The 23572-nt window shown below is 30.5% G+C and carries 16 protein-coding genes; 7 read left to right on the top strand and 9 right to left on the bottom strand.

The window, feature by feature from the left end:
- Positions 1–315 precede the first annotated feature (315 nt).
- The gene (locus tag ES045_RS14810; RefSeq protein ID WP_147117061.1) at positions 316–1524 is read left to right on the top strand and encodes a porin; all 1209 of its coding nucleotides are present in this window, start codon (positions 316–318) and stop codon (positions 1522–1524) included.
- Between the two features lie 80 nt (positions 1525–1604).
- Positions 1605–3857 (top strand): inorganic phosphate transporter, encoded by a 2253-nt coding sequence (locus ES045_RS14805; protein WP_147117060.1) that lies wholly within the window; start codon positions 1605–1607, stop codon positions 3855–3857.
- A gap of 65 nt (positions 3858–3922) precedes the next feature.
- Here ES045_RS14805 and ES045_RS14800 read toward each other — a convergent pair whose 3' ends face one another.
- Together ES045_RS14800 and uvrC are read right to left on the bottom strand one after the other, a co-directional pair.
- On the bottom strand, positions 3923–6121 hold the full coding sequence (locus ES045_RS14800) for a patatin-like phospholipase family protein (protein ID WP_147117059.1): 2199 nt from the start codon (positions 6119–6121) through the stop codon (positions 3923–3925).
- A complete protein-coding gene (gene uvrC / locus ES045_RS14795; RefSeq protein WP_147117058.1) occupies positions 6118–7914 on the bottom strand; it encodes an excinuclease ABC subunit UvrC in 1797 nt (598 codons plus the stop codon). Before uvrC ends, ES045_RS14800 begins: the two co-directional genes overlap by 4 nt.
- Positions 7915–8097: 183 nt before the next feature.
- On the opposite strand from uvrC, the gene ES045_RS14790 reads away from it, so the two are divergent.
- From ES045_RS14790 to ES045_RS16470, 5 genes are all read left to right on the top strand, one after another.
- The gene (locus ES045_RS14790) at positions 8098–8499 is read left to right on the top strand and encodes a hypothetical protein (protein WP_147117057.1); all 402 of its coding nucleotides are present in this window, start codon (positions 8098–8100) and stop codon (positions 8497–8499) included.
- Positions 8500–9945: 1446 nt separating this feature from the next.
- Positions 9946–10737, top strand: a complete 792-nt coding sequence (locus tag ES045_RS14785) for a sensor histidine kinase (RefSeq protein ID WP_147117056.1) — start codon at positions 9946–9948, stop codon at positions 10735–10737.
- A gap of 13 nt (positions 10738–10750) precedes the next feature.
- Entirely contained in the window at positions 10751–11431 is a 681-nt protein-coding gene (locus tag ES045_RS14780) for a response regulator transcription factor (RefSeq protein ID WP_147117055.1), read from the top strand.
- 504 nt (positions 11432–11935) lie between these two features.
- Positions 11936–14275, top strand: coding sequence for a T9SS type A sorting domain-containing protein (locus tag ES045_RS14775; protein WP_147117054.1), 2340 nt, complete (start codon positions 11936–11938; stop codon positions 14273–14275).
- A 27-nt stretch (positions 14276–14302) separates the two neighbouring features.
- Complete coding sequence (locus ES045_RS16470; protein ID WP_189663119.1) at positions 14303–14479, top strand: hypothetical protein; 177 nt, start codon at positions 14303–14305, stop codon at positions 14477–14479.
- 68 nt (positions 14480–14547) lie between these two features.
- On the opposite strand, the gene ES045_RS14770 is transcribed toward ES045_RS16470, so the two are convergent.
- From ES045_RS14770 to ES045_RS14740, 7 genes are all read right to left on the bottom strand, one after another.
- Positions 14548–15159: a DUF4230 domain-containing protein gene (locus tag ES045_RS14770; protein ID WP_147117053.1), complete on the bottom strand. Its 612-nt coding sequence runs from the start codon at positions 15157–15159 to the stop codon at positions 14548–14550.
- A gap of 156 nt (positions 15160–15315) precedes the next feature.
- On the bottom strand, positions 15316–15933 hold the full coding sequence (locus ES045_RS14765; protein ID WP_147117052.1) for a lipoprotein signal peptidase: 618 nt from the start codon (positions 15931–15933) through the stop codon (positions 15316–15318).
- Between the two features lie 43 nt (positions 15934–15976).
- On the bottom strand, positions 15977–16624 hold the full coding sequence (locus ES045_RS14760; RefSeq protein ID WP_147117051.1) for a hypothetical protein: 648 nt from the start codon (positions 16622–16624) through the stop codon (positions 15977–15979).
- Between the two features lie 128 nt (positions 16625–16752).
- Positions 16753–17130, bottom strand: coding sequence for a TraR/DksA family transcriptional regulator (locus ES045_RS14755; RefSeq protein WP_147117050.1), 378 nt, complete (start codon positions 17128–17130; stop codon positions 16753–16755).
- A gap of 4 nt (positions 17131–17134) precedes the next feature.
- Positions 17135–20542 carry an isoleucine--tRNA ligase gene (gene ileS, locus ES045_RS14750; protein WP_147117049.1) on the bottom strand — a complete coding sequence of 1136 codons (3408 nt, stop codon included), beginning with the start codon at positions 20540–20542 and terminating at the stop codon, positions 17135–17137.
- A 116-nt stretch (positions 20543–20658) separates the two neighbouring features.
- Positions 20659–22629: an OmpA family protein gene (locus ES045_RS14745; RefSeq protein ID WP_223267270.1), complete on the bottom strand. Its 1971-nt coding sequence runs from the start codon at positions 22627–22629 to the stop codon at positions 20659–20661.
- A gap of 16 nt (positions 22630–22645) precedes the next feature.
- A complete protein-coding gene (locus tag ES045_RS14740) occupies positions 22646–23563 on the bottom strand; it encodes a type IX secretion system membrane protein PorP/SprF (protein ID WP_147117048.1) in 918 nt (305 codons plus the stop codon).
- Between the last annotated feature and the right edge of the window lie 9 nt (positions 23564–23572).

The raw sequence follows: 23572 nt of genomic DNA, 5'->3' as shown, positions 1-23572 counted from the left end.
TGGCAAAAGTCCGTTTGGTTTGTAAAGTATATGTTAGTTTTAAATTATACTTCTATTATAGAAACATTACCTATATGTTAAATTCGAATAATAATTAACGGTTTATTAATTTGTAGAAAACATTAGTTATAGACATTCTTCTTAAATTTGTATACATCTTTCTAGATAGAACGTCATCATAAATTAACTAGTTTTTGTCAACTATTTTATATGACTTACTGCCTTTGGCCAAGGCAGTTTTTTGTTTTTTTAATATTATTTTAACATTAACTTAACATTGTTGATGGTTCTTTGTTGCGACAAAAACTATTAATTATGAGATTATTAATACTACGCAACGTAGTAATATTAACCTACTTGTGTGCCTTTTTAAGTACAAGTGCACAAGAAACCAATGCACCTAAATTTGGAAAAGGATTATTTAACTTAATAGGAAAAGACAGCACGTGGTCTATGAAGGTTGGTTTAAGATTTCAAAATCTTACCACTACTAGTTGGGATGCTAATAACGGACTCTCTAACCCTACAACTTCTTTTTTAATTAGAAGATCTCGTTTAAAGTTTGATGGTTTTGCTTATTCACCGAAATTAAAATATAAGGTTGAATTGGGGTTATCTAATAGAGACCAATCTGGTGCTTCAGCATATACAAGTAATGCACCAAGGTATATTTTAGATGCTGTCTTAAAATGGAATTTCTCTGGAAACTTTGTATTATGGTTCGGCCAAGCAAAACTACCAGGTAATAGAGAGCGAGTTATTTCTTCTGCAAACTTGCAGCAAGTAGACAGGTCTTTGTTAAATAGTAGGTTTACTATCGACAGAGATTTCGGAATTCAATTAAGACATCATTTTAACCTAACAGATACTTTTTTAGTAAAAGAAATCTTTTCTATTGCCCAAGGTGAAGGAAGAAATGTTACTACAGGAAACATTGGTGGCCATCAATACACAACTCGTTTAGAATTGTTTCCTTTTGGAGATTTTAAAAGCAATGGAGATTATAAAGGAAGTGATTTAACCTTTGAACCAAACCCTAAATTAGCTCTTGGTTTTGCATATGACTTTAATAATAACGCTTCTAAAACAAGAAGTAACCAAGGTTCTTATATGTTAAATGACACTGGTTTTTATGCAACAAATATTTCTACACTTTTTATTGATGCAATGTATAAACACAAAGGATTTTCTTTTATGGCAGAATATGCAAATAGGAATGCAGCAGATGCTTTTGCAAAAAATTCTGATGGAACCTTAACAGGAGATATTGTACAAGTTGGTACTGGTTTAAATTTACAATCTGGTTATTTAGTATCTAAAACAGTAGAAGTTTCTGCACGGTATACAAACATAACTTTAGACAGAAATAGTACAGGTAAAGGTGCAGAAAATCAATATACTTTAGGTTTATCTAAATACATTTCAGGTCATAAATTAAAAGTTCAAACAGACGTAAGCTATACAGACATTGGTTTTAAAACAAATCAATTGCTTTATAGATTGCAAGTAGACATTCATTTTTAATAAGAGTTAACATAACATAAACATAACATTCACAACTTTTTGTGTTTGTAAATTTGCACAACTTAATTTAATCAAACAAAATGGGAGATCCATATATTTTAATGTTAGTCGCTTTAGCTGTTTTAGCTATTGTAGATTTAGTAGTAGGAGTTAGTAATGATGCTGTTAACTTTTTAAATTCAGCAATTGGCTCGAAAGCAATATCAGTAAGAAATATTATGATTATTGCTAGTTTGGGTGTTTTCATGGGAGCAATTACTTCTAGTGGTATGATGGAAGTTGCACGTAAGGGGATTTTTAACCCTAGTATGTTTATGTTTCAAGACATCATGTTTATCTTTATGGCGGTAATGATTACAGACATTCTTTTACTAGATATCTTTAATTCTTTAGGAATGCCAACCTCTACAACCGTTTCTATCGTTTTTGAATTATTAGGAGCAGCCGTTTGTATTTCTTTAATAAAAATTTCTGCAAATGATGCACAATCTTTTAATGATATTTGGAGCTATATAAACCACGAAACTGCAACTAAAATTATTCTCGGAATTTTACTTTCTGTTATTGTTGCCTTTTCAATTGGTGCAATCGTTCAATTTGTTTCTAGATTAATTTATTCTTTCAATTTTGATAAAAGACCAACCTATATAAGTGCTTTGTTTGGTGGTTTTGCCATTACAGCAATTACGTATTTCATCATTATAAAAGGAATGAAAGGAACCCCTTTTTATAAAGATGTAAAATTTTTAATTGAAGGAAATACACTCGCAATTATTGCAGGAAGTTTTGTTGTTTGGTCTCTTATTTCTCAAATATTAATACAAGCCTTTAAAGTAAATATCTTAAAATTAATTATTGGTGTTGGTACCTTTTCTTTAGCCATGGCTTTTTCTGGTAATGATTTGGTAAACTTTGTTGGGGTGCCAATTGCTGCTTGGAACTCTTATGAAGCTTGGACTGTTTCTGGGGTTGCTGCAGATTCTTTTTCTATGGGTATTTTAGCAGAGAAAGTACCTTCTAACGTTTGGTTATTACTGTTCGCTGGTGGAATAATGGTGGTTACTTTATGGACTTCTAGTAAAGCACAAAACGTAATTAAAACAGGTATCGATTTATCTAGACAAGGTGAAGGTCATGAAAAATTTCAACCAAACCCATTGTCTCGAATTACCGTAAGAGTTGCGATGGTAATGAATATAGGAATTAGATATATTTTGCCAAAACCTACTTTAGCATATATCGATTCTAAATTTGCAAAACCTGTAATAGCGTTGCCAAAAGATAAAACATACGAGTTGCCTGCTTTCGATTTAGTAAGAGCTTCTGTAAATTTAATTGTTGCGGGTATTTTAATATCTATTGCAACTTCTATGAAACTACCATTGTCTACAACTTATGTAACTTTTATGGTCGCAATGGGTACTTCTTTAGCAGACAGAGCTTGGGGAAGAGAAAGTGCAGTCTATAGAGTAGCCGGTGTTTTAAATGTAATTGGTGGTTGGTTTTTAACTGCTATTACAGCATTTTTAGCCGCAGCCTTGGTTGCTTATTTAATTAGCTGGGACATGATTATGATTCCTATTTTATTAGCAGTTGTTGCTTTTTTAATTGGAAGAAACACCTTAATCCATAGAAGAAATACAAAAGAAGAGAAAAAACAAGTATACATCGAACGTGCAGAATTAATTACAATAAATGGTGTAATTGAAGAAAGTGCAGATCATATTTCTGGCGTTGCTAACAGAGTAAATAAATTATACACAAACGTTGTTAACGACTTAGCAAATCACGATTTAAATAAATTACGTAAGACAGACAAACACGTTGGTAAATTAAATGATGAAATAGACGGCTTAAAAGACGGTGTTTTCTATTTTATAAAATCTTTAGATGAAACTTCTGTACAAGCAAGTAGATTCTATATTATGGTCTTGGGATATTTACAAGATGTTGCACAATCTATTAGTTATATTTCTAGAGCGAGTTACAAACACGTAAATAACAATCATAAAAACTTAAAGAAAGGACAATTAAAAGACTTAAAGCATATAGATCACGAATTATCTGCTTTACTTTTAAAAGTTGCAGATGTTTTTGAAAAAAGAGCTTTCGATAATTTAGGTGATATTTTAATTGAAAAACAAGAGTTGTTTAAGAATGTTTCTGCGTCTATAGAAAAGCAAGTTGCAAGAATTAGAACAGATGAGACAAGTCCTAAAAACACAACACTCTATTTTAGTTTACTATTAGAAACTAAAGATTTAATTTCTGCTTTAATGAATATTTTAAATACGTATGAAGAATTTTATCTAAGTACAAAACAGAATAATTAGAATCTAAGAATTAAATACGCACAAAAAAACCATGATGAATTTCATGGTTTTTTTATGCGTATTTATTAAAACCAAAATCCTAAATTAAATAACCAATAACCATCTGTATGATCTGGCGTCCAACTATATTTTAGCTCTATAGGGCCTACAAAAGAGTCATAACTATAACCAACTGCATAACCAGATTTAATGTTATCAAACAGCTCAAGATCCCTAAAAACATTGTCTTCTAACCTTGCATAGTTTGCTATCAAAGAAAAATAATGTAAATCGCCAACTCTATATCTTAGATCTAATTGAGTTTTTATGAAAGAATTGTCAGACAAATCTGAAAATTCATAACCATACAAAGAAACAAAGGTGTTTATATAATTCTGATTATAGCCACCAAGATAAAAATCGAATAGATTAGAAGTTTGGTTACCAAGGGTAAAGCCTGCTTCACTTGTTGTTTGTAATGTAAGTCGGTCTGCAAAAGTAGTTGCAAAACCTAACGTACCCTTTGCTTGAGAAAACATTTCGAAATCATTATTATAGTCCGATGATGCTGCATACCATTTAAAATTTAAGTCTGCAAAATACCCTTGGGTTGCAAAGTATTTTTTATTGTAAGAATCTAGTTTCAAATACCCAAAAGCATTTAAATAATTACTTTTATCTATAATGGTTTCTGGTCTTGTAGAAGAAGCTAAAGTTTCTGTAGAAGCCTTTAACCATTTATGCTCTAAACCCAAACCTATTGCAAATTTTCTATTAAAAGTTGTTTGAAAAAATACTTGATTGGTTATGTCTGAGTAACTCAAATTAATACTACTTACGTTTGGTAAATTTGAAACTTGATTAAATTTAGAGTTGCTTCTAAAATGATTGTATCTAGATCTAAAACCATAACTTATATAAAAACCGTTATCTACAAAGTAGTTAAGGTTATACCTTATATTATCTCCTAGAATCATATCTAAAGAAAATAAATCGTTACTGGTTAGTAAATGCTTCTGGTTATAGTTTGCCAAAACACTCGATTTATACAACAAATCATAATGAACACCAATTTTTAAATTTGCATTTTCATTAGATTCACTTAGTATAAAGTTTAACAAATAACTTTTACCTACCTTTTTAATTAAATTATATTCTATTCTATTATAATTTCTAGTTGCAGAGAGTAAGTGTATTTTTTTTGTAATATCACCTCTAGACAAACTATCTCCTTCTTTAACATTTAGTTTCCCTAAAACATACGCTCTTGTGTAATAAGATGCTCCTTTTATAACAATGTCTGATATTAATAATTTTTCGTCGCTAAATTCTATCGTTTCTCTTTTCTTTTTAACAATTTGTTTCGCGGCAATTTCTTCAAAAATTTCTACAAATTTTTCAGCTTCAATAGCTCCTTTTTCTAAGATTTCTTCCTTCTTATCAAAATCTACAACACTATAATTATATATTTCTGGATGAATGTAAACGTCTAGCTTTTTTATTTCTTCATCTGATTTGCGATACATCTGGTAACTCATAATCTGATTTAATAAAGCAACTACAGAATTAATTTTATCTTTCTGAAATAACTTCCCTTCTACATCAACACCAATTATAATATCCATCCCTTTGTCTTTCATTATACTTACAGGAAAATTATTTGCAATACCACCATCTACCAAAAGTTTATCTTCAAATGCTACGGGGTTTAAAAGTGACGGAAAGGAACCACTTGCTCTTAAAGCAATTGGCAAAGAACCACTTTCTAATATTACAGGCGTTCCGTCTTCTACATCTGTTGCAATGCAGAAAAAAGGAATAGATAATTTAGAAAAATCTTGATTACCATCTACAGAATCAAACAATTCTAACAAAAGGTTTAATACATTTTGCCCTTTAGATATTGCTCTTGGCAGCCCTATTTTTCCTTTATTTACAGGAAGTGTAATTACTGTTTTTTCGCCAAATTCTTTCTCAAAAAAAGTTTCAGAATTTCTTGGCAAACGATCTCTAATTAACGTTAAAAAATCTGTTTTTAAGATTATTTCTTCTATTTGGTTTGCAGAATAACCTGCAGCATACAAACCGCCAACAATAGCACCCATACTTGTACCACCTACATAATCTATTTGAACGCCCGCTTTGTCTATTGCTTTTAAAACACCTATATGTGCAAAACCTTTTGCACCACCTCCACTTAAAACCAAACCAACTTTTGGTTGTTTATTCTGACTAATAATTACCGTTGTAAAAATTAAAAACAAGTAAATTAATTTCTTTTTCATTCTTTTTTTGGATGATAATATTCGTACACTTTCATTGCCCTAGAATGGCCTATTTCTATTTTTAAATCTTCTAAGGAAGCTTCTTTAACTCGTTTTGCCGACTTAAATTTACGTAATAAAGTTGTAATTGTCTGTGCCCCAACATCCGGAATTTGTTCTAACTCAGATTTTATGGCACTTTTGCTACGTTTATTTCGGTGAAACGTAATGCCGAATCTATGTGCTTCATTTCTTAAATACTGCGTGATCTTTAGTGTTTCAGACTTTTTATCTAGATACAAAGGTATCGGATCATCTGGGTAATAGATTTCCTCTAATCTTTTTGCAATACCAATAATAGCTATTTTACCTCGCAAACCTAAAAGATCTAAACTTTTTAAAGCAGAAGACAATTGTCCTTTTCCACCATCTACAATAATTAACTGTGGCAAAGACTGTTCTTCTTCTAGCAAACGTTTATATCTTCTAAAAACAACCTCTTCCATAGAACCAAAATCATCTGGCCCAACAACCGTTTTTATATTGTAATGTCTGTACTCTTTTTTACTTGGTTTACCATCTCTAAAAACTACACAAGCAGCAACCGGATGCGTTCCTTGAATATTAGAATTATCGAAACATTCTATATGACGCGGTTCTACAGAAAGACGTAAATCTTTTTTCATCTGCGCCATTATTCTTTTTACATGTCTTTCTGGATCTACAATTTGCACCTGCTTAAATTGCTCCATTCTGTAATATTTTGCATTTCTTTCAGACAATTCTACAATGCGTTTTTTATCTCCTAATTTAGGAATGGTCACTTTTACACTTTCACCTATATTCACTTTAAAAGGTGTATAAATTTCTGACGATTGAGAATTGAAACGCTGTCTTATTTCAACAATAAAAAGTTCTAATAATTCTTTATCGGTTTCGTCTAATTTCTTCTTAATTTCTGTGGTATGAGATTGAATAATAGATCCGTTAGAAATCTTTAAGAAGTTTGCGTACCCATGGGTTTCATCAGAAATAATAGAAAAAACATCTACGTTATTTATAGACGGATTTATAATGGTACTTTTGGATTGATAATTGCCTAATAAATTAAGTTTCTCTTTAATTTTCTGCGCTTCCTCAAACTCCATATTTTCAGCAAAACCCATCATCATTTCTTGAAATTTATCTAAACTATCTTTGAAATTCCCTTTCACAATATTTCTAATTTCTTTGATAGCAGCATCATAATGACTTTCTGTTTCTAAGCCTTCACAAGGTCCTTTACAATTTTTTAAATGAAATTCTAAGCAGACTTTATATTTGCCTTCGTTTATATTCTGATGACTTAAATCGTAATTACAAGTTCTTAACGGGTAGAGTTCTTTAATTAAGTCTAATAAAATTCGAACTGTTTTTATAGAGGTATAAGGCCCAAAATATTCCGAACCATCTTTTATAACTCTACGGGTCATAAAAATTCTAGGAAAACGTTCTTTCTTAATACACAACCAAGGGTACGTTTTATCGTCTTTTAATAAAATATTATAGCGTGGTTTGTATTTTTTAATGAGGTTATTCTCTAAAAGTAAGGCGTCTGTTTCTGTGTCTACAACAATGTGTTTTATGCTTACAATCTTTTTTACTAAAACTCTCGTTTTACCATTTTCATGCTGTTTGTTAAAATAAGAAGAAACTCTTTTCTTTAAGTTTTTAGCTTTACCAACATAAATAATCACCTCATTTTTATCAAAATACTGATAAACACCTGGTTCATTTGGCAACGTTTTTACTTGAAGTTCTAAAGATGTAGACATGGTACGAAATTACACAAATTTTAAATATATAATAAAGTAAAATATTTAAAAATAGTGGTCTAAAAACTAGGTGAAAACACGTGTTTCAATTTAAAATACAGGTACTTATACGTTGTTTTTATTTATTTTTATTTAGTTTTATCGTCTAATCAAACTTTTTTATAAATTTTAAAACTATTTAACATGGAAAAACAACCAGACGACATACCAAAACCGAACCCTAGAAACACTATTAGTTTAAAAACTGCTAAAGAATGGACTAAAAGATGGCGTACAATGGAGTCTTCTTATAACGCACACCAAGACTGCAAAGCTTTTAACATTCCTTTAAAAGATTTAAAAGAAGCTATTTTAGAAGGTGCTGCAAGTGTTAGAGCTTATATTGGTGTAGAAAAATTAAAAGTTGAAGGTGAAAATGTATATGTAGAAAAACTAATGATTGTTGGTGTAGATAAAAATGGTAAAGACATGATTTCTTCTTTAGACGGAATTAGTTTAGATAATGAAGGTGGGAAAATTTACGATTTTTCAGAGCCTTGTCCATCTAGTTGTGATCCAGATAGCCCTTTAAATGGTTCTAATTAATGACTTTTAAATATGTATTAATCTATTTAGGCTATTTTATTTTAGCTCTTAATACAATTCTTTATTTTAAAAGCTATCGACAAAAATCGATCGCTTTTAAAATCATATGTTATTATCTTTTGTTTTGTCTTATTCTACAAATGCGTGTTTCCTATTTAAGTCGTCAACAAATATCTAATCTTTTTTTATCTCATTATTATTTTGTGGGGCAATTTTTATTTTTGAGTTTTTTTTATAAATCTATCTTAAAATCTAAAATTAAAAAAAAATTAATTAACCTATTCTTATTTATCATCCCTTTTTTAATTATTATAATTTATTATATAAATCCTCTAGATTATTTTAGATTTAATTTAACAGAAGTTATCATAACCTCCTTACCTTTAATTTTCTATTCTGTCTTATTCTTTTCAGAAAACTTAAATGCTACAAAAAAATTTATTTATCTAAATTCTGGTATTTTTATCTATTTAATTTCTAGTACTTTTTTGTTCTCTGTTGGTAATCTTATTAACGGTTCAACCTCAGAACATTCTTTCAAAAATTATATTTGGCTCTTAAATGCCTTTATTTATTTAGTTTATCAAATCTTAATTTTTACAGAATGGTATAAAAACTTTAGAAAATCAACTTTATTAAAAAAAATAGAAAGTGATACAAGTACCTCTATAAATAACTATAATTAAACGACTCTCAGTAACTTTACCTAAAATTATGGTTACTTTTTTTAATTATAAATACCCTAGTATTTATAATTAGTTACAATGAAAAAGACAAAGCTTTAAAATACTTTGTCTTTTCGTTCAACTTTACTCAAGTGTTTTACATGACTTAAGAGTAGACAATCTCTTTTTAAGTCATTATTTTTTTATTGGTCAGCTTCTTTTTTTAAGTCTATTCTTTTCAACCTTATATGAAATAAAAAAATTTAGACCCATAAATAGATTTTTTACTTTTACAATAGTAGTCTCGTTTATTTTATTTCTAAAAAATTCTCCAAAAGCATTCCAACAATGGAATGTTTATGAAATTGTGATCACATCGGTACCTCTAATAATTTATAGCTTTTTATTTTTTGTAAAAAAGATAGATGATAATACAGATAAAAAATACATTTACTTTAACTCTGGTTTCTTTGTATATACACTTTGTAGCACCTTAATTTTCATCTTAGGAAACATAGGCTCCAGAGAGTTAAAACTATATGTTTGGCAATTTAACATCATTTTAGACCTTGTTTTCCAAATTTTTATTTTTGTGGAATGGTATAATAACTTCAGAAAACCCTTAAATATAAGTAGCTAGTAAACAGTTAATTACGCTAAAATGGTAAAATCAAGTATAAACACCCGATTTTTATAAAGTATTATAAATACAGCATATAATCTACTATATTTACAATAACTTATTTTTCCGTAATTTTGTTTTGTCTTACAAAAACACCTAATGGAAGAACTCTTAACTCAAGAAAACCAAGTGATTGCTATCGTTTTAACAGGTGTTTTATTGCTCCTTCTAATGGGGGTTACTCTTTTACTATTTTTCTTTTTCTCAAGAAAAAAGATAGTAGAAAAAGAGTTGGAGAAAAAAAACCTAGAAATTAATCATCAAAAAGAAATTATACAATCTATTATTGTTACCCAAGAAGATGAGCGCAAACGTATTGCACAAGATTTGCATGATGAAATTAGTTCTAAACTAAATGTAATTAATTTAAACGCCAATCTTTTAAAAGATGGCGAATTAAGTCCCGAAGAATATTTAATTATAAATGATAGTATTTTAAAGACAACAGACAAAACATTAGAAAGTGCTAGAAAAATTGCTCATAATTTGCTGCCTCCTATTTTAAGTCAATTTGGGCTTAAAGACGCCATAGAAGAACTTGCAGACTCATTTAGCAATAGTAGAAAAGTTACCATAGAATACAATTTAAAATACCCTAAGGCGTATCTAGAACCAGAAAAAGAATTGCACTTATTTAGAATTGTACAAGAATTAATTAATAATTCGATAAGACATGGCAGTGCTAAAGAATGTAGTCTACATATTACTATAGATAATAATAATCTTCTTTTTAATTATACTGATGATGGTATTGGTTTCAACTCAAAAGATGTAAACCATAAAAAAGGATTAGGAATGAAAAATATTGAAAGTAGAGTGGCACTTTTGCAAGGAAGTTTCACAATTAAAACCGCAGAAAATAAAGGTTTTAAAATTTCAATAATAATATAACTCAACGTACAAAATGAACACAATTAATATAGTTATTGTAGATGACGAACAACTTTTTAGAAGTGGAGTTCAATTTTTACTAAATAGAGAACAGAACTTCAACGTTATTTTTGAAGCTGAAAATGGCCATGAATTAGTAGATTTCATAAGCAATACAGAAGAATTTCCTGATGTTATTTTGATGGATTTAAAAATGCCAGAGATGAATGGTATAGAAGCTACTAAAGCCATTCATAAAACACACCCAAATATTAAAATAATTGCATTAACTAGTTATGATGGTAAGTCTTTTATTACCAACATGATAGATGTTGGCGCGTCTTCTTACCTTTTAAAAAATACAAGTCCGAAAATGGTTATTCACACCATAAATGAAGTCTATGAAAAAGGATTTTATTATGATGAAAAAGTATTAAAAATTATTCATGAAAACATCATATCATCTAGCGGAAAACGTATAAAAAGCGATTTAGATAAAAACTTATTGTCTAAAAGAGAGCTTGAAGTTTTAGAACTTATTTGTGAGCAAAAGACAACTACAGAAATTGCAGATAAACTTTTCATAAGTCCTAGAACTGTAGAAGGTCATAGAAACAATTTACTTCTAAAAACACAATCTAAAAATGTTGCTGGTTTGGTTATATATGGTATTCAGAAAAAATTAATAGAGGTTACTCCAGATTTTGATATTTAGTGACCTCCATTTTTATACAAGATATAAATACTAAAAAAATAGGTATTTACACCCTTTTTATTTTTCAGGAAGTAGTACCCTAAGATTAATTCAAATATAAATACTACCTTTAAGTTCAGTTTAAACAATTAAAAAAAATAGTATAATGGAAGCATGTGTAAGTTTACCTTCTCATACCCATAAAGCTTTTATCAAAGTACAAGAAGCTAATATATTTTTAATAATTCTTCAAACAACCTAACTTTTACTCTCCCCCTTTAAATCGGTGATTTAATAGTTAATTTATTTTTTTCGATACTTTCTGGTTTCTCTGAGAGAAGCCTAATTTAAAAAAAGTATTCATAAAATGAGATTATATTATTAAGTAATAAAGATTTAGAAGTAATTTCTTAAGGAGAGTTTGAGATCATAGAAATATTTTACTGTTAAAAACAGGTGTAAACATCCGTTTTATTTGTGCTTCATAATTATTAATTTAATAAGTTCAAAAAAAAACTATTTACTATGAAAAAAATCAGCCTAATTATTACAACAGCATCTCTGTTTCTACTTCAATCAGCTATGGGACAGACATATGGTATGAGAAATACTGCAAAGACATCTAATTTTGATACTATTATTTTAACTACTGCTTCCTGCGTAGCACCAGAGACTCCCTCTATAGCTCCTGCACCTGGTATAATTTGTGATGGAAACAGCGCTTTAATTTCAATTTCTGGCGCATTAAATGATGCTACAGAATGGAAAATTTACACTGGTTCTTGTGGTGGCACACTTATAGGCGCTACAAATACTTCTTATTTTATTGTAGAACCACCACCTGGTACAACCACCTATTACGTTAGAGGGGAGGGTGGTTGTGTTACTCTTGGTACATGCGGAACAGTTACCTTTACAACTACAACAAGAGAAGACCCTTCATTTAGTTACGATGCTTCAGTATATTGTGTAGATGATAGCAACCCTACACCAACTATTACGGGTGTTTCCGGTGGTACATTTACCGCTGATAGTGGTTTAGTAATAAACTCATCAACTGGAGAAATTGATGTATCTGCCTCTACACCTGCATCACATACAGTAACCTATAATACGCCCGGGTTATGTAATAGTATGGAAAATTTTTTGATAACAATTAATGAGATGGACAATGCTTCTTTTTCCTATACCTCTGCATCTTACAATAACAATGATACAGACCCTACACCTACAATTTCTGGTTTAGTTGGCGGTACGTTTACTTCTACTGCGGGTTTGAGTATACATCCAAACACAGGTAAGATAGACTTATCTACCGCTACCGCTTCTAGTTATATTATTTCTTATACAACTGCAGGACTTTGTCCTAGTACAGCTACAGCCAACATTACAATACAAACAAGTACTTTTACTTGGACAGGAGCCTCTGATAATACATGGGAGCTGGCATCAAACTGGAGCACGAATACACTACCTGCAACCAATGCAGATGTTATCATTCCGAATGGTTTAACCAATTATCCAACAGCAAATTCTGCTGTAACTTTGAACTCATTAACCATTAACTCTGGAGCAACTTTTATACCAGAAAGCACAGTAACAGGAGCTGTAACCTATAAAAGAAACATTCCTAATACAAATTGGCACTTAGTTTCTTTTCCCGTTGCCGGTGAGACTTTGCAAGATATTATAAGCAGTCATCCTTTTGCTACAGGAACTGGTACTAATATTGGTATTGGATTCTACTCAAATAGTATTGGTTCTAGTTGGTTGTATGAGCAGTTAGCAACATCTGGCGCGCTAACTTCTGGGCTTGGTACAGCTATAAAATTAGCATCTGCTGGTGATTTATCTATCACAGGAACTGCAAATACTTCTAATATTAATAGTTATATAACTACTGGTTCAATAAATAATTTCAATTTAATAGGAAATCCATTTACTGCCTATGTTAACTCAGGATCCCTTACCAATACTAACACAGGAGTGCTTACTGAAGAAACTGTTTGGTTATGGGATGGAATTGGATATACAACTTATAATGCTGTAAACCCTATCGATATTGCACCAGGACAAGGGTTCTTTGTAGAAGCAGCTTCTAATGGAAACGTAACTTTTGCAACTTCAAACCAAAGTCATCACGCTTCTGAAGCTTTTAGGAGGCAAGCTCCTAAACCGTCTTTTGAATTGTTTGTAGAGATTAATGATGATAAAAAATCAACAAAAGTTTTTTATGTAGACAACAAATCTACGGGCTACGATAATGGTTATGATTCTAAAATGTTTGACGGTGTAGCTGCTGATTTTTCAGTTTTTACAGAGTTACTTACTAATAATAAAGGTAAAAAATTAGCAATACAAACCTTACCAAATTCTAATCTTGAAAACATGGTGATTCCTGTTGGTATAAAAGCTGCAGCTGCCAAAGAAATTATATTCTCTTTAAATGCTACTAACTTTTCTACAGACATGAAGTTCTTTTTAGAAGATAAAGCAACAAATACTTTTACACGATTAGATAAAACCAACAGTACTTACAAAGTTATTTTAAATGAAGCACTGAGTGGAACTGGTAGATTTTACATACATGCTACTGCTCAAAAATCTTTAAGTGTAGATCAAAATATTGCTTTAAAAAATGTAAGTATTTATAAATTAAATAATGCTACTGTAAGAATAGCTGGTTTACCACAAGGAACTTCTAGTATTACTCTTTATTGTATGCTTGGTAAACAAGTAATGAAATCTTCTTTTACCTCTAACGGTGTTAAAGATATTTCTTTACCTCAATTGTCTAAAGGTATTTATTTAGTGAAACTTCAAACAGAACAAGGTAAGTTGAACAAAAAAATAATCTTAGAATAATAACGGGAACTTTAAAGACAAAACATCATGAAAAACAGAAAAGACACTCAAGATAAAGTACAAGAAATCACTCGTAAAGAAGCAATTAAAAAATTAGGAAACTATGGTAAATATGCTGCTTTAACTGCTTTAGGAACCTATCTAATATTAAGTCCGCAGAAAGCACAAGCACAAAGTCCTGAAAATCCTGGAGCTGGGTTTTAGAATTAAATATTAATATTAGGGGATACTTATGAATAAGGCTGCCATATTACTATGGCAACCTTTTCTATTTAAAATTGATTTTTAATACTTTCAGGTATCTTCAAAAAACCAGATTTTGTATGATCTACAACTTGCCAATTGTAAATTACAGAAAGCTGATATATTTTAGATAATTCTTCAAATAATCTAATTTTAGCTTTTTCTTTTAAATTAGTAACTTCGATGGTTTCTTTAATCTTCTCAATACTTTTTTGATTGATTTTATTTAAGTCTTCTTTCGAGAAGGTATTAAACTGACTTTGTTGTAAATCAAAATATTTTACATCAGGCGAAATCGTAATTTCTTCATCAGGTATTTTATTGATGTAAATTTTCCTCTGTAAAGAATCTATTTGAATCTCTAATTTCGATAAATCATATCCAACCTCAACAAGAGCATTTACGGTAATTATTACTTTCTTATCAAAAGATAAGTAATCGTAAAAGTATTTTTTAGAGTCGGAATAATTGTAAACTTCAGAGAAAGTTCCGCGAGAAACTACAAGTTTACTTAAATTTTTAATAGAGTTAATAACAATCTGTATTTCTTCTTTTTCGTAATTTTTTGTCTTTTCTTGATACCAATATTTAGCAATAAAAAAACCGAACAAAAAAACTGCAAGATATTTTAGGAAACGCATATTGTTAATAGTTTTAGATTCTTAAGAAAAAATTCTCACTACAAATTTGATAGCAAATCAGATTCACTCTAAGAAAACTCTACTTATTTAAATAGAGAATGTACTTCTTCAAGCTTACAGAAAAACACCACTTTACAATTTTAAAATCACAAAAAACTAAGCATTAATTTCCTCCTCTTCTTTAGGAAAAGCTTGTTTGCTGAAAACAAATAACAAAGCAACACCAACAGAAATAAAAGCATCTGCAGGATTAAATATATATTGAAAAAAAGTAAAGAAATCTCCACCAACAAAAGGAATCCATTCGGGTAAAGTTCCTTGCCAAATTGGAAAATAAAACATGTCTACAACCTTACCAAAAAACAATTTTCCGTCGGTGCTTTCTGGAAAAAGAGTCGCAATTTTATGACTTGGATGATCAAAAATAACTCCGTAAAAAACAGAATCTATAATATTACCGACTGCGCCAGAAAAAATTAATGATATCGCAACAACTACTGCATTATGTACTTGACGTTTTATATTGCCCACCAACCAATAAACAATCGCAGATACGGCAACCAACCTAAATAAGGTTAAAAATAGTTTTCCTGCTTTACCACCAAACTCAATACCCATTGCCATTCCGTTATTCTCTGTAAAATGGAGTCTAAACCAATCGAAAACAAGAACTTCTTCGCCTAAAACAAAGTGCGTTTTTACATAGATTTTTATAATTTGATCTAATAAAATAGCGATAATTATAGTAAGAATTGCCAGCTTCTTCTTTGACATATTTTTTGGTTTTATGGATACAAAAATAACATTATTATTACGTTTATTCGTGTGTTAAGAAAATATTCCCTTTTATTGTAGTAATTGAGACTTCTTTAGTTGCTAAAATATCATTTTCCTGATGTTTTTTTTGATACAAAACACCATCAACCATAATTTTACCAAGGTTAGAAACTACCTTTAGATTTGTGTTTTTTAAGGTTCCGAAGATATTTCCAGAAAACACTTTTAACGCTAAATTTTGCTGAATAGTATCTAGCCTTACAATACCATTTTCGATAAAAACCCTTAAATCTCCCTCATAACTTTTAGCAGTAACGTTTATGTTTTCCCCAAAAATAAAAACCTCCCTATTTTTTGGAAGCTTAATGGTTGCCGTTGCTCTTTTTAATCTTTTTGTAATGTACTTTCTAAAGATTTCATCTTCATTTTTAAAAACAGGAATCTTAAATTTTATTTCTGTTTGTCCATTTTTTTCTTCAACAAGAATATGCTGTTTGTTGGGATTTTCTGCGTACAAGAAAATTTCTACAAACTTAGAATCTGAATTTTCTAATACAAAATCATCTAAACCTTCTGTAGAAATAGAAATGGTTTTAGCAGTAGTTGTAAACTTTTTTGTTGCTTTCTTTTGAGAGAAAACCAAAAAAGAAACGAATAAAAAACAAATAAGAAAGCGCTGGTTTTTCATTAAAAATATAAGTTCTCTCCCGAAATTTCGGGAACAATTTTTCTTCAAACTTAAGAAAAACACTCAAAATAATAGTTCATAAAAAAAGCTTCCAATTCCAAAGACTTAGAAGGAAGCTTTTTAAATGTTTATTGCTTGCGTTTTGCTTCAATACTTAAAGTGGCATGAGGCACTAGTTTTAAGCGTTCTTTTTGAATTAATTTACGTGTAACTCTGCAAATACCGTATGTTTTATTTTCGATACGCATTAAGGCATTTTTAAGATCTCTAATAAACTTTTCTTGTCGTATTGCTAATTGTACATTAGATTCTTTGCTCATTACCTCAGAGCCTTCATCAAATGACTTAAATGATGGCGATGTATCATCTGTACCATTCCCAGCATTATTTTTATACGAACTTTCTAATGATTCTAAATCTATTTCGGCTCTAGTAATTTTTTGATCTATAATTGCTTTAAATTCTTGTAAATCTTCATCTGAATATCTTAATTTAACGTCTGACATGTTCCTACAATTTTTCTATTAATATTCTACTTTTAATGGTGTCAAATTCAATTTCTGTTCCATTGTTTAACGCGTCTACAAAAACCAATTCTTTGGTTAATGTTTCACTCATAATGTATTCTTTATTATCTGTGATAGATTTTTGTAGGTTTTCGAAATTTAACACCGTTAATTTAATTTTATCTGTTACTTCTAAACCCGTGTCTTTACGCGCATTCTGAATTCTGTTTACCAATTCTCTGGCAACACCTTCCTTATGCAATTCCTCACTTATAGTAACGTCTAAAGCAACTGTTAACGACCCTTCATTTGCGACTAACCAACCTTCTATGTCTTTAGATGATATTTCTACATCTGAAAGTTCTAATGTAATATTTTTTCCATTAATGTCTAGAAGAATGTTTTTATCTTTCTCTATTTTGTTGATATCTTCTTGATTAAACTTCTGAATTTCAGCAGCGATAAAACGCATATCTTTTCCAAACTTTGGCCCTAATGTTTTAAAATTAGGCTTAATTTGTTTGATTAAAATTTCTGAAGCATCTTCTAAAATCTGAATTTCTTTAATATTTACTTCGTTCTTAATTAAACTTGCAACAGCTAAAATTTCTTCCTTTTGTTGTGCATTGTCAACAGGAATCATGATTTTTTGTAATGGCTGTCGCACTTTTATCTTCTCTTTTGCTCTTAATGATAAAACTAAAGATGATATGGTTTGTGCATTTTCCATTTTACGCTCTAAGCTTTTGTTTACAAAACTTGCATCGTATTTAGGAAAATCTGCTAAATGAATACTTTCTGATGTTTCTTTTTGAGTAACAGAATTTAAATCTTGATACAATCGATCCATAAAGAACGGAGCAATTGGCGCACCTAATTTTGCAATCGTATTCATACATGTGTACAAAGTTTGATACGCAGAAATCTTATCTGTTTGGTAATCTCCTTTCCAGAAACGTCTTCTACTCAAACGTACATACCAATTACTTAAATAATCTTGTGTGAAATCTGAGATTGCTCTTGCAGCTCTGGTAGGTTCATATTCTGAATAGAATGTATCCACTTTATTGATTAACGTATGTAATTCTGATAAAATCCATCGGTCTAATTCTGGTCTTTTTTCTAAAGGAATATCTGCCTCTTCATAAGAAAAACCATCAATGTTTGTATATAAAGTAAAGAACGAGTAGGTGTTGTATAAAGTTCCGAAAAACTTACGCTTAACCTCTTCAATTCCGTCTAAATCGAATTTTAAATTGTCCCAAGGATTTGCGTTAGAAATCATGTACCAACGCGTTGCATCTGCACCATAGGTTGATAAGGTTGTAAACGGATCTGTTGCATTTCCTAGACGTTTAGACATTTTATGCCCTTTTTTATCTAAAACCAACCCATTAGAAACCACGTTTTTATACGCTACTGAATCGAAAACCATGGTTGCAATGGCGTGCATGGTATAAAACCAACCTCTTGTTTGATCTACACCTTCTGCAATAAAATCTGCTGGAAAAGCTTTTCCTTCATCAATATTTTCTTTATTTTCAAAAGGATAATGCCATTGTGCATACGGCATAGAACCAGAATCGAACCAAACATCAATTAAATCATTTTCACGCTTCATTGGTTGTCCGCTTGCAGAAACCAACACAATTTTATCTACAATATTTTTATGTAAATCTATTTTTGCGTAGTTTTCTTCAGACATATTTCCGACTTCAAAATCTTCAAAAATATCTTTTGCTAAAACGCCAGCTTCCACAGCTTTTGCCATTTCTTCTTTTAATTCTTTCACAGAACCCACACAAATTTCTTCTTTACCATCTTCAGATCTCCAGATTGGTAACGGAATTCCCCAATAACGAGAACGCGATAAATTCCAATCGTTTGCATTTGCCAACCAGTTTCCAAAACGCCCAGTTCCTGTAGATTCAGGTTTCCAGTTAATGGTTTTATTTAACTCGTGCATTCTATCTTTAACGTCCGTTACTTTTATAAACCAAGAATCTAACGGATAATATAAGATAGGTTTATCTGTTCGCCAACAATTAGGATAACTGTGTTTGTACTTTTCTACCTTAAAGGCTTTGTTCTCTGTTTTTAATTTAATAGCCAACTCAACATCAATAGATCTTTCTGGCGCTTCACCATCATTATAATATTCGTTCTTTACATATTTACCTGCAAATTCACCCATTTCTGGTCTAAATTTTCCTTGTAAATTTACCAAAGGAACTAAATTATCATTTTCATCTTTTACCAACATTGGCGGAATTGGTGGCACTGCTTGTTTACAAACAATCGCATCATCTGCCCCAAAAGTGGGTGCTGTGTGTACAATTCCTGTACCATCTTCTGTAGTTACAAAATCTCCTACAATAACTCTAAAAGCATCTTCTGGATTGTCATTTGGAAGACAATAATCTAAGATTTGTTCGTATTTTATCCCGACTAAATCTTTACCAATAAATTCTTTTATTACATAATAAGGAATTTTTTTATCGCCAGATTTGTATTCGTTTAATGCTGCTGCATCTTCAACTTGAAAATTATTTTTCCCTGCAAATTGTTTTCCAACTAATTTCTTTGCTAAAATTACTTTTGTAGGTTCAAATGTATATTGATTAAAAGTGTTCACTAAAACATATTCAATTTTAGGTCCAACCGTTAATGCTGTATTACTTGGCAGTGTCCATGGAGTGGTTGTCCAAGCGATAAAAGAAACCGTTCCTTCGTTTTGTAAAAAAGCTGGAAGTGTGTTTTCTATTGCTTTAAATTGTGCAACAACAGTTGTATCTGTGACATCTTGGTAGGTACCTGGTTGATTTAATTCGTGCGAACTTAAACCCGTACCTGCTTTTGGTGAATATGGCTGAATGGTATAGCCTTTGTAAATTAATTTTTTATTATAAATCTCTTTTAGCAACCACCAAACAGATTCCATATATTTTGGTTCGTAGGTAATATACGGATCTTCCATATCTACCCAATAGCCCATTTTCTGGGTTAAATCATTCCAAATATCGGTATAACGCATTACTGCTTTTCTACAAGCTGCGTTGTAATCTTCTACAGAAATCTTTTGACCAATATCTTCTTTGGTAATGCCAAGTTCTTTTTCTACACCTAATTCTATTGGTAAACCATGCGTGTCCCAACCAGCTTTACGCTTCACTTGAAAACCTTTCATGGTTTTATAACGTGGAAAAATATCTTTAATCGCTCTCGCCAAAACATGGTGAACTCCTGGAAGTCCATTAGCAGAAGGAGGTCCTTCGAAGAAAACATACGGTTCTGCACCTTCTCTTGTTGTTACACTCTTTTCAAATATGTTGTTTTCTTCCCAATAGTTTAGAATTTCTTCTGCTACTTTTGGTAAGTCAAGACCTTTATACTCAGGAAATTTCGCGCTCATTATCTATCTTTTCTTATAAGAATGCGAAATTAATCAATTTCTTGTAATTCTTAGATTTATGGCACAAAAAAAGAGCTTTTAAAAAAAAGCTCTTCCTAATTGGGTAAAATATAGATTTACATTTTTACAATAACAAACTCTGTTCTTCTGTTTGCTTGATGTTCTTCTTTAGTACATTTTCCTCGATTTGTGTGTCTATCATTGTCTACACAACCGTTTACTAATCTTGTTTCACCAAATCCTTTTCCAGAAATTCTATTCGAATTAATTCCTTTGTCAACAATATAAGCTACAGAATATTTTGCCCTTCTGTCTGATAAAGCTTCATTATAGCGTTCTTTACCTCTTGCATCTGTATGTGAACTAGATCTTATTACTAATCTTGGATACTTTTTCATGATGCGAACAATATGATTCAATTCTATTGCTGCATCCTCTCTAATATTAGATTTATTGTAATCAAAATAAATAGGGTGAATTTTAATAATTAATTCACCTCTTTCATTATAAGCAAAATCTGATATAATCTGTAAATCAAAATCTAAGTTAAGATCTATTTTTTGTTCTTCAGTTGTTACAAAAGAAGCCGTATCTGGTTGGTAATATTCTTTTATAGCGTCTAAAGTATATTGCTGATTGCATGGTAATGTAAAAGTAAATGTAGCATTTGCATCTGCATAGGTTTCTTTAATAACAAGACCATTTACATCTTTTAAAACTAGCTTTGCTCCAGGTAACGGATTTTGAAATTTTTTATCTTTTACCGTTACAGAAACTACTTGCATACACGGTGATTTTACAATCTCTAATTCTACAACTGCATAAATGTCATCATCACCAACACCACCCTCTCTATTTGAAGATAAATATCCTTTTTTAGTTACTGGGTTTATAGAAAATGCAAAATCATCTAATTTAGTATTTATAGGTGCTTTTAAATTCACTGGTGTTTTATAAGTTCCTGCTATTTTTTTAGTTGCAAAAACATCTAAAGCTCCAATACCAAAATGACCGTCTGAAGAAAAATACAAGACATCTTCATCTGAAATAAAAGGAAACATCTCTCTGCCTTCTGTATTTACTTTAGCGCCTAAATTTTGAACAGTACCATAAGAACCATCTGTGTTAATAGTAACCACGTAGATATCTGTTGCACCAATGCCTCCTGGCATATCTGAAGCAAAATAAAGCTTTGTACCATCTTTACTAACAGACGGATGACCTACAGAATACTCACTACTATTAAAAGGGAGTTCTACGATATTTATCCATTCGTTATAAACCCACTCTGCCTTTAATATTTTTAAATTATTAACCCCTTCTTTATCAACTTTATATTTACCAGCTACATAATTATTTCTTGTAAAATACATCGTTTTTCTATCCGGAGAAAAAGAGATAGAAGATTCATGGTACTTAGAATTCACTTCTTCTGTAAACATTGGTTTAACGTCAGAATCATCTCCTTCTGTTATTGTAATATTTTCTTTGATAACTTTATATATATCTAAAAAATTTTTATTATTTCTAGTATGGTTTCTTTTTATATAAACATTTCTTTTTCTTGGTGATGAAAAAAGAATTGTATTCCCATAATCTGTAACCCCAAAATCTGAGTTTTTTGTATTGATACTTCTTTGATTTGTTACTTCGTACCCTGGTTTACCATTTATTAAATCCTCTAAAACAGCTTCTTCATCTGTAAAGTTTATACCCCTAGAGTCTCCTTTTTTTGCTTGATGAAATTCTTTCATCCATATTTTAGAATCTTCAAATTCACCGATACTTGTTAACGTTTGTGCGTATCTAAAAATATGTTCTGGTACTTGGTTTGGAAACTTACTAAATAGTTTACTATATGCTTCTGATGCTTCTTGCATCTTCACATTAAAATAATAACTATCTCCTAATCTTTTTAAAACATGTTCTGTGGTATTTTCTTCCGCTAGCACTTTATATGCTTCTGCAGCTGACGCATAAGATAGATTTTCAAAATAAGTATCTGCTTTTTTAGTTTCTTTAGTTTGCCCAAATATGGCTAAAGAACTAAATAAAAGTACGATTGTAATTTGTATTGTTTTTTTCATAATTGTATTGTTAAAACTAGAAGAATCTTGGTGATTTAATTTTGTTTCTTTCAAAATCGAAATTAAATAGTACAAAAATCTCATGTGAACCCGAATTAAAATTACCTAGACTTGTTAACGTATGGTCATAAGCATATCCTATTCTTAAACTTCTAGAGGCTCTAACATTTATTAATGCAGAAACAGATTCATCTAACCTGTATGAAAGACCAAACTCTAACTTATCATATAATAAAACGTTTCCAGAAAAATCTATAGATAACGGTGCGCCTTCTGCTGCCTTTACCATTGCAGATGGTTTTAACTTCACATCATTAGATACATTAAAAACATAACCAGAAGTAAGGAAAAAATGCTTTCTTTCTGATGCTCTTGTTACTTGCCCTCCTTCTTTTTCAAAATGAAATGTTTGTAATAAATTAGGAATAGATAAACCTACGTAAAACTTATCTGTATAGTAAAATGCACCTGCTCCAATATTTGGCATCACCTTATTTGCATTTTCATTTATAAAAGCTTGGTCATTTTCATTCACCGTATTTAAACACGGTAAACAAACGTTAAAAAAAGTAAAACCTGCTTTTACACCTAATGCTAAGTTTGCGTTTTGACCAACTTTTAGTGTATAAGAGAAATCACCATAAATATTTTGCTCTTCTACAGGTCCTAGTGCATCTATTATAACAGATAATCCTAGCCCTACATTTTTACCAACGGGAGAGTTAATACCCATTGTTAACGTTCTTGGTGCTCCATCTATACCAACCCATTGAGACCTTCCTAAAAAATTTAGACTCAAAGCATCATAAGACCCAGCATACGCTGGGTTTATGATATTCATATTGTACATATACTGAGTGTACTGTGGGTCTTGTTGTCCTTTTGCAGAAATAGTAAACAATACAACTGCAATTATTAGTATCAATTTTTTCATTTTTGTTGC

Source organism: Polaribacter sp. IC073 (assembly GCF_007997075.1).
In the GTDB taxonomy this organism is placed as follows: domain Bacteria; phylum Bacteroidota; class Bacteroidia; order Flavobacteriales; family Flavobacteriaceae; genus Polaribacter.
The sequence above is the reverse complement of the archived record's forward strand: the minus strand, read 5'-3'. Positions and strand labels throughout refer to the sequence as shown.